Here is a 1,354-nt window from a genome sequence, read left to right as displayed (position 1 = left end):
TTCCAAAGTCTATAAATTTCAATTTTATCTTCATATGATAGCTTCATAAATAAAAACCCCAGTAGGTTTGTTCAACTTACTGGGGTCAGGGCAAAAAGAGCCCTACCTGATATTAACCGAACATTACAGAAATTGATTCGTCGTTGTTGATACGACGGATTGCTTCTGCAAGCATTGGAGCTAGAGAAACATATCTGAACTTGCCGGTTGACTTTAATTTCTCTGTTGCAGGAATGCTGTTTGTAACAACGATCTCATCGATTACGCTGTTCTTGATGTTCTCATAAGCATTTCCTGAAAGAACTGGATGAGTACCATAAGCGATAACCTTGGTTGCTCCACGTTCCTTTAGAGCAGCAGCTGCCTTGCATAGGGTACCACCGGTATCAATAATGTCATCAACAATGATGCACTCTCTGTCCTTTACGTCACCAATCAGGTTCATAACCTCTGAAACGTTTGGCTTTGGACGACGCTTGTCGATGATAGCGATGTCAGCATCATTGAATAGCTTAGCAATAGCACGTGCTCTAACCACACCACCCATATCAGGTGATACGATACATGGCTTGTTAAGAGCAAGATTCTTCATATCCTCAACAAACAGATTTGATGAGTAGCAGTTATCTACAGGAACATCAAAGAAGCCCTGAATCTGCTCAGCATGAAGATCAACAGTTAAAACTCTGTCTACACCAACTGATGAAAGTAAGTCTGCAACAACCTTTGCAGTAATAGGCACACGCTGTGAACGAACACGACGGTCCTGTCTTGCATAACCAAAGTAAGGAACAACAGCAGTAATACGACCTGCAGATGCACGGCGTAATGCATCGATCATTACAAGAAGTTCCATTAGATTGTCATTGGTAGGTGCACAGGTTGACTGAATGATAAAGGTGTCACATCCACGAATACACTCGTTGATCTGAATGTGAACTTCACCATCAGAGAAAGTATCAACAGTAGCATCAGATAGATTTGTGTATAAACATTTTGCAATTTCATTTGCAAGCTCTGGAGTTGCATTTCCAGAGAAGAGTTTCAAGTCTGACATAGATTATCTCTAAATGTGATAAGTTGAAAGATGTGCATATTATACTCAAAAAAACCTGTGATTTTAATCACAGGTTAATTTTTTTTCAGCGTGACATGCTACCACCACTTATAGAAGTGGGGGCTTCCTGCTCGATTGATCCAACGACCAAAGCAGTGGGCTTTTACCCACAACAGGCTACCCCCGAGTGCCCCTCGGTTCTTTTTTTATTTGATTTAGCAAAAGTCTTTTGCCTTCTTTTAGAAGATTTACAGCTGCATTGATATCTCTGTCATGTCTGGTTCCACAATGAGGACA

Annotated in this window: 2 protein-coding genes; both read right to left on the bottom strand. The window is 40.8% G+C overall.

Going from position 1 to position 1,354, the window contains the following annotated elements; genetic code table 11:
• Positions 1 to 112 precede the first annotated feature (112 nt).
• Positions 113 to 1,057 carry a ribose-phosphate pyrophosphokinase gene (locus tag B5D46_RS11980; RefSeq protein WP_078929652.1) on the bottom strand — a complete coding sequence of 315 codons (945 nt, stop codon included), beginning with the start codon at positions 1,055 to 1,057 and terminating at the stop codon, positions 113 to 115.
• 177 nt (positions 1,058 to 1,234) lie between these two features.
• A partial coding sequence (locus B5D46_RS12510) for a zinc ribbon domain-containing protein (protein ID WP_143675695.1) occupies positions 1,235 to 1,354 on the bottom strand: 120 nt, incomplete at its 5' end.

Origin of the sequence: Succinivibrio dextrinosolvens DSM 3072 (assembly GCF_900167015.1) — a bacterium.
GTDB classification, from domain to species: Bacteria; Pseudomonadota; Gammaproteobacteria; order Enterobacterales; family Succinivibrionaceae; genus Succinivibrio; species Succinivibrio dextrinosolvens.
The sequence above is the reverse complement of the archived record's forward strand: the minus strand, read 5'-3'. Positions and strand labels throughout refer to the sequence as shown.